Annotated in this window: 12 protein-coding genes and 1 pseudogene; all 13 read left to right on the top strand. The window is 47.3% G+C overall.

Annotation, left to right across the window (positions count from 1 at the left end; genetic code table 11):
* Nucleotides 1-254: hypothetical protein (locus C4F37_RS28095; RefSeq protein ID WP_106106742.1), on the top strand; the 254-nt coding region annotated here is incomplete at its 5' end.
* Nucleotides 255-470 carry a hypothetical protein gene (locus tag C4F37_RS26615; protein WP_000510387.1) on the top strand — a complete coding sequence of 72 codons (216 nt, stop codon included), beginning with the start codon at nucleotides 255-257 and terminating at the stop codon, nucleotides 468-470.
* Nucleotide 471: 1 nt separating this feature from the next.
* The gene (locus C4F37_RS26610) at nucleotides 472-690 is read left to right on the top strand and encodes a DUF4014 family protein (RefSeq protein WP_001142588.1); all 219 of its coding nucleotides are present in this window, start codon (nucleotides 472-474) and stop codon (nucleotides 688-690) included.
* Between the two features lies 1 nt (nucleotide 691).
* Nucleotides 692-955: a hypothetical protein gene (locus C4F37_RS26605; protein ID WP_000224216.1), complete on the top strand. Its 264-nt coding sequence runs from the start codon at nucleotides 692-694 to the stop codon at nucleotides 953-955.
* A 10-nt stretch (nucleotides 956-965) separates the two neighbouring features.
* A complete protein-coding gene (locus C4F37_RS26600) occupies nucleotides 966-1,133 on the top strand; it encodes a hypothetical protein (protein ID WP_000207997.1) in 168 nt (55 codons plus the stop codon).
* Nucleotides 1,130-1,474, top strand: coding sequence for a hypothetical protein (locus C4F37_RS26595; protein WP_000206826.1), 345 nt, complete (start codon nucleotides 1,130-1,132; stop codon nucleotides 1,472-1,474). The genes C4F37_RS26600 and C4F37_RS26595 overlap by 4 nt, the downstream gene beginning before the upstream one ends.
* A 291-nt stretch (nucleotides 1,475-1,765) precedes the next feature.
* Nucleotides 1,766-1,921, top strand: a complete 156-nt coding sequence (gene hokD, locus C4F37_RS26590) for a type I toxin-antitoxin system toxin HokD (RefSeq protein ID WP_000813254.1) — start codon at nucleotides 1,766-1,768, stop codon at nucleotides 1,919-1,921.
* A 165-nt stretch (nucleotides 1,922-2,086) separates the two neighbouring features.
* Nucleotides 2,087-2,737 carry a hypothetical protein gene (locus C4F37_RS26585; RefSeq protein ID WP_001004956.1) on the top strand — a complete coding sequence of 217 codons (651 nt, stop codon included), beginning with the start codon at nucleotides 2,087-2,089 and terminating at the stop codon, nucleotides 2,735-2,737.
* Nucleotides 2,718-3,821 carry a helix-turn-helix domain-containing protein gene (locus C4F37_RS26580; protein WP_000401168.1) on the top strand — a complete coding sequence of 368 codons (1,104 nt, stop codon included), beginning with the start codon at nucleotides 2,718-2,720 and terminating at the stop codon, nucleotides 3,819-3,821. Before C4F37_RS26585 ends, C4F37_RS26580 begins: the two co-directional genes overlap by 20 nt.
* A 157-nt stretch (nucleotides 3,822-3,978) precedes the next feature.
* Nucleotides 3,979-4,053, top strand: a pseudogene (locus tag C4F37_RS28090) (hypothetical protein); the annotation flags it as partial.
* A 158-nt stretch (nucleotides 4,054-4,211) separates the two neighbouring features.
* Nucleotides 4,212-4,484 carry a hypothetical protein gene (locus tag C4F37_RS26570; protein WP_001403449.1) on the top strand — a complete coding sequence of 91 codons (273 nt, stop codon included), beginning with the start codon at nucleotides 4,212-4,214 and terminating at the stop codon, nucleotides 4,482-4,484.
* 1 nt (nucleotide 4,485) lies between these two features.
* On the top strand, nucleotides 4,486-5,532 hold the full coding sequence (locus C4F37_RS26565) for a DUF968 domain-containing protein (RefSeq protein ID WP_001265091.1): 1,047 nt from the start codon (nucleotides 4,486-4,488) through the stop codon (nucleotides 5,530-5,532).
* 12 nt (nucleotides 5,533-5,544) lie between these two features.
* A partial coding sequence (locus tag C4F37_RS26560) for a RusA family crossover junction endodeoxyribonuclease (RefSeq protein ID WP_096987314.1) occupies nucleotides 5,545-5,817 on the top strand: 273 nt, incomplete at its 3' end.

Below are 5,817 nucleotides of genomic sequence, written 5' to 3'. Positions count from 1 at the left end.
AGCAGTGGGTTGGTGACTGGAAATATGTCCCGACAAAAGAGGATTGTAACGACAGACCAAACTATGAAATTCAGGCGTTATTCACGGCCCCGCCAGCTTCGGTGACATCAGAAGGACTGGTTAAAGCTGTGCGCTTTTATGAACAGGTACGGCGTGAGGATCCGCCAGTTGAAACCGGAGCATGGAAAGACGCTATTGACTGGGTACTCAAGGAGGCCTGCCTGGTTGTAAACACGGGCATCAAAGGAGGCTGAATGGGTATTGCCGCAAGTTATACCATGCATCTCTATTGTGATTGCCGCCAGTGTACGGATGGCAAATATCAGTCGCCAGATTTTGGTGAGTATATCGGTACGTCATGGGCTGGCTGTGCAAAAGAGGCACGTAAAGATGGGTGGCGAATAAGTGCCGACAAAACGCGTGCTTTTGCGCCAGGGCATAAAATTTTGAGGAGCAACAAAGGAGAGTGATGTGCCTACATTATTCAGAAAAGAATATCCGCGAAAAAGTAGAGCGACAGAATTTTTGTTTCTCATTCTGTTTATCGTGTTGATGATACCGATATCCCCGTTAATTCTGGTATGGGGAATCGGAAAAATAATTGAGCCAGTTATTGAATTGTATAACGACGTGGTATGGGCTCCGTTCAACACACTGCACAATAAAATTAATCCGTATAAGGAAAACTGATATGGCAACTTTGACAAAAAAAGAACAGGCATGGTTGAACGAATTACAGGACGTTCTTGATCGCTGTCCATCACCGAAAAAAATTGGTTTTTACACCATTGGCGATAAAAGCATTTACCTGTATGACCTGCGCCGCATGGATGAAATCATGGAGGCTCTTGATAATCGTTCGTCAATGGATTGGTGTGTTGCTGTCCATGATATGAATGCAGGGTTTGATGAAAAGATTTTGTTCCCCTCATCAGTTGAAAGCACTGCGGGTTAAGGAGTAACACATGACCACTATTACCAAAGAACGTATTGAATTGTTCATTAAAAACCCGCTTGAAAACGGGCTTACCCGTGGTGAACAAATGGAACTGGCACGGATTGCGCTGGCATCGCTGGAAGCAGAGCCGGTTGTGTTCTGGTTTGAAAAATATCAAGAAGGGGCTACGGCATGACGACTTTTACCAGAGAGCAGTTAATAGCTCACGCAGAGGAGACTATTGAAGCACAGAGACTGTGCATACCGGGCACAATCGACCATGACATCATCCGCACATATAAGATGGATATTGCTGTTCTGGAAATCGCACTGGTATCGCTGGCAGCAGAGCCAGCCGGTAAATTGCATGAATACAAACCAGTGGGATATCAGCGTCTGGTCGATGAGTTAACCATGCTGGTAAAGCAGTTAACCTGGCAACTGAGGAAAGCGAAGCCAGACTGCAAATTACCGGATAAGGCGATGAGTTATCTGGAGCGGAACGGACTGATAAGCGTGGAGGATATTTTACGATGACCTGGCCTGAAGCATTAACAACGGTAGGAATTGCGATGGCGGTGGCGCTGGTGGTGTATTCGATTTGCCGCTGGGGATAAAAACGGTTTGCGGGAAAAGGAGAGTTAAGTAGAATTGCAGCGGGTGCTTGAGGCTATCTGTCTCAGGCATGAACACCAAAAGGCAGATAGAGAAAAGCCCCAGTTAACATTACGCGTCCTGCAAGACGCTTAACATTAATCTGAGGCCATATCTATGCTCTACACACGTAGGTTAGCCTCTTACGTGCCGAAAGGCAAGGAGAAGCAGGCTATGAAGCAGCAAAAGGCGATGCTAATCGCCCTGATCGTCATCTGTTTAACCGTCATTGTGACGGCACTGGTAACGAGGAAAGACCTCTGCGAGGTACGAATCCGAACCGGCCAGACGGAGGTCGCTGTCTTCACAGCTTACGAACCTGAGGAGTAAGAGACCCGGCGGGGGAGTAATCTCCCGCCACCTCTGATGTGCCAGGCATCCTCAACGCACCCGCACTTAACCCGCTTCGGCGGGTTTTTGCATTAGTCTGGTTGACAAAAATAGAAAAATGCGAAAATATGTGGTTTACGAATTCTAAAAAAAGCGAAACTTGAAATGAATGAAAATCAGTTAGCTCCTTGTTGGGAATTTCAACCTTATCTTGCTGAAAACTATGTTCGCCACTTGTTGGCGGAGATCGCTAACGTACTTGAGCAGCTGTACTATCATAAGCACGCATTAGACAGCAACTGGTCTGAAGGTGTAAGGGCTTATGATTGGGTCAGAAATCATCTTATTCAAAATGAAGATGCAATTCCTGGCCTTGAGATGATTTCCAAGGGGTTGGACTATGTAGTTGCTTTAAATAAAGTTCCGCTACAATTTACCAAAGATTGCATTAATAACCCCAAAAAGAAACATCGTCTGCGTCGAAATAAAGTAGAGTATGAGCAGCTCTCATTGTTTGGTGATGTTGAGGCTGAGCAAGATATTACATGGCGAGTCATAGCTGAGCCTTTTTTATCCGAAGAGGGCGATGGTGAATTAGAGTCCACACTGCCTCGTTGGGAGGTAGCTCTTGTTGGATTTAATACTTATGGTGCTCAGATTAGTATAGTTTCTCATCAATCTACAGCATCGATGCCGCTTATGCCTCTTGATTATAACACACTCCCTGACGAAGCGGAGATTAATAAGGTGCCTCTTCGTCGGCGTACGAAGGATAAAGATTTGGATGTGAGCAGTGATGGAACATCAGGTGAATAACTTCACTGAGTATCGGGGTGATAAGCTCAAACTAGCGAGAATGGCTGTTGGGCTTTCTTGTGAAGAGTTAGCCGAAAAAATTGGCAAGACAAAGCAATTCGTTAGCAAACTGGAGAAGGGGTGCAGGCCATCGGAGCAATGTCTTGAGTTAATATCTTCAGCGCTTATGATTAAGTCCAGTTTTCTTTTTACTGAACGAAAATACGCTCTGGAAAGTGATGTCTGCCATTTTCGGAGTAAGAAGTCCAGGACTCAAACGCTGACTAATAGTGTATTGGCCAGGGCTGAGATTCTTAATATTATAATTTCTGCTGTTGAAGGTGAAATCGAATTTCCTGACGTTAACATACCGGAGCACCCAGGGGCTGAATTACTTACTCCGAATGATATTGAGCGAGTGGCAGAAGATTGTCGCCGTGCCTGGAATTTAGGTCTTGGCCCTATATCATCAATGGTTAAATTGGCGGAGAGTTTAGGGGTAATCGTTGCGCATGTTACGGGAGTCGATGATCGTGTTGATGCTTTTACTGTTCACAATAACAGGCCTGTTATCATCAGGAACAATGTTAAAAAAAGCATATGTAGATTTCGCTCTGATTTAGGTCATGAATTAGGGCATTTAGTAATGCATGAGGGCATAACGACAGGTGATAAACTTACGGAATCACAAGCCGATCACTTTTCGAGCGCCTTATTAGTTCCCAGGTTATCTTTCATTAAAGAATTTCCACGAATACGAGGTAAGCAATTCGACTGGAATGCTCTGGTTGAATTTAAACTTAGATGGAAAATCAGCCTTAAAATGTGTATTTATCGAGCCAGCGCATTAGGCTTATTGACCCAGGAACAGGCAAGAACTGGCTATATGCATCTTAATTCCAGAGGGTATACGAGAGTTGAACCTGGTGATGAACTTTTGCGCCCTGAAGAACCCGGCATGCTGGCCGAGGCGATTGAAATGCTGGATGATGCAACCTGGCTAAGAATTCTTATGAAAACTGGCTTGAGCCAAGATTTAATTCGTGAGTTGTTCTCCATCAACAGACCTATTACAAATCCAAGAAATATTTTCCAGATTGTTTGAGTATACCCGCTTCGGCGGGTTTTTTGTTTTTATTTTCAACGTGTTTGAAGTTTTGGACGGTGCCAGAATAGAATCAAAAATACTTAAGTAGCGCGCAGGGAGAAGAGGGATGGACCCCGAACAGGGGGAGTGCTATTTATCTGGAAGGATTCTGTTGATGAAAATCGAAGAATTACGTGAAATTTTTAGTGAAGATGGCCTCTATGCTGTGCGCGTTGAGAATGGGGGTATTACCTACACAGCGTTAATTCCTGATGATCATGTAGTGTTATCTGTTGAGGCATTCATTGAATACTTGGAAAGACTCGGTTTCAAGGTAGTTCGGGAATAAGTTATAATACGTGAGCCAGCCTGAACAACTGGCAACCTGCAGCGCCATTGGAGATGACAATGGCGCATAATTTCAAATTTCGCAATTCTGATTCTGCCTTTGCCAGCAGGCACGGGTGGCGTTCTCACGCATTCAAATATGACTGGTATCAGCACGATCCCTGTACTGAAGAACAGGCCGAATGGCTGATTCATAACTACCGCAGACGTGGATATGAGTTTAGGAAAGCCCTCACCCTCGATTATCGTCACTGGATAATCTACGTCAGACTCCCTTATTCCGAACGCCCACCGCGTCCGTCCCGCACATTCCAGCAACGCATCTGGAGGTAACGTGCGGGTATTACTTCGACCTGTTCTGGTACCGGAACTCGGGCTGGTGATCGTTAAGCCGGGCCGTGAATCCATGCCGGTATTCCACAATACCCGGGTACTGGTGGAGCCGGAACCGAAAAGCATGCGTAATCTGCCGTCCGGGGTCGTTCCTGCCGTTCGCCAGCCGCTGGCGGAGGATAAATCATTACTGCCATTTTTCAGCGACGAACGAGTGATTCGTGCTGCTGGTGGCGCTGGCGCATTGTCTGATTGGTTACTGCGCCATGTTAAATCCTGCCAGTGGCCACACGGCGATTATCACCACAGTGAAACCGTCATTCACCGTTATGGTACCGGCGCAATGGTGTTGTGCTGGCACTGCGACAACCAGCTGCGCGACCAGACCTCCGAATCACTCGGGCAACTTGCTCACCAAAACCTGTCTGCATGGATGATTGACGTCATACGCCATGCAATGAATGGCTCGCAGGAACGGGAATTATCGCTGGCTGAATTATCCTGGTGGGCGGTCCGCAATCAGGTGGCGGACGCGCTACCGGAAGCGGTATTACGTCGTTCGCTGGGGTTGCGTGCGGAAAAAATCCGCTCAATGTACCGTGAAAGCGACATCGTACCGGGAGAGCAGACCGCCACCAGCATACTGAAGCAGCGCACAAAAAATCTTGCGCCGCTGCCTCACGCCCACCAGCAAAACCCGCCACAGGAAGAGACGGTGGTCAGCATTGCCGTTGATCCTGAGTCTCCGGAATCTTTCATGAAACGACCTAAACGTCGCCGCTGGGTTAACGAGAAATACACACGCTGGGTGAAGACACAGCCGTGTGCGTGTTGTGGTAAGCCAGCCGACGATCCCCATCACCTGATTGGTCATGGTCAGGGCGGAATGGGGACAAAATCTCACGATATTTTCACGCTACCGCTGTGTCGGGAGCATCACAACGAGCTTCATGCGGATCCTCTGGCGTTCGAAGAAAAGCATGGTTCTCAGGTTGATTTAATTTTTCGTTTTCTTGATCACGCCTTTGCAACTGGCGTGCTTGGGTAAAAGAGGTGACTGATGCTCATAGATTTGGTTTTACCTTACCCGCCGACGGTGAACACTTACTGGCGACGCCGTGGCAGCACATATTTTATCTCGGAGGAGGGAAAGCGTTATCGCCGGGCTGTGGCGCTTATTGTTCGCCAGCAGCGGCTGAAATTAAGCCTGTCCGGAAGGCTGGCGATAAAGGTGATTGCAGAGCCACCGGATAAGCGTCGTCGCGACCTGGACAATATCCTGAAAGCACCGCTGGATGCGCTGACGCATGCGGGAGTGTTAATGGACGATGAG

Source organism: Escherichia sp. R1 (assembly GCF_003000935.1).
Lineage (GTDB): Bacteria > Pseudomonadota > Gammaproteobacteria > Enterobacterales > Enterobacteriaceae > Escherichia > Escherichia coli.
This window is presented reverse-complemented; position numbering and strand designations above follow the sequence as displayed.

Coding starts and splice junctions, on each gene's coding strand:
- C4F37_RS26615 (WP_000510387.1), top strand. CDS start 255: ATGGGTATTGCCGCAAGTTATACCATGCATCTCTATTGTGATTGCCGC.
- C4F37_RS26605 (WP_000224216.1), top strand. CDS start 692: ATGGCAACTTTGACAAAAAAAGAACAGGCATGGTTGAACGAATTACAG.
- C4F37_RS26600 (WP_000207997.1), top strand. CDS start 966: ATGACCACTATTACCAAAGAACGTATTGAATTGTTCATTAAAAACCCG.
- C4F37_RS26595 (WP_000206826.1), top strand. CDS start 1,130: ATGACGACTTTTACCAGAGAGCAGTTAATAGCTCACGCAGAGGAGACT.
- hokD (WP_000813254.1), top strand. CDS start 1,766: ATGAAGCAGCAAAAGGCGATGCTAATCGCCCTGATCGTCATCTGTTTA.
- C4F37_RS26585 (WP_001004956.1), top strand. CDS start 2,087: ATGAATGAAAATCAGTTAGCTCCTTGTTGGGAATTTCAACCTTATCTT.
- C4F37_RS26580 (WP_000401168.1), top strand. CDS start 2,718: ATGGAACATCAGGTGAATAACTTCACTGAGTATCGGGGTGATAAGCTC.
- C4F37_RS26570 (WP_001403449.1), top strand. CDS start 4,212: ATGGCGCATAATTTCAAATTTCGCAATTCTGATTCTGCCTTTGCCAGC.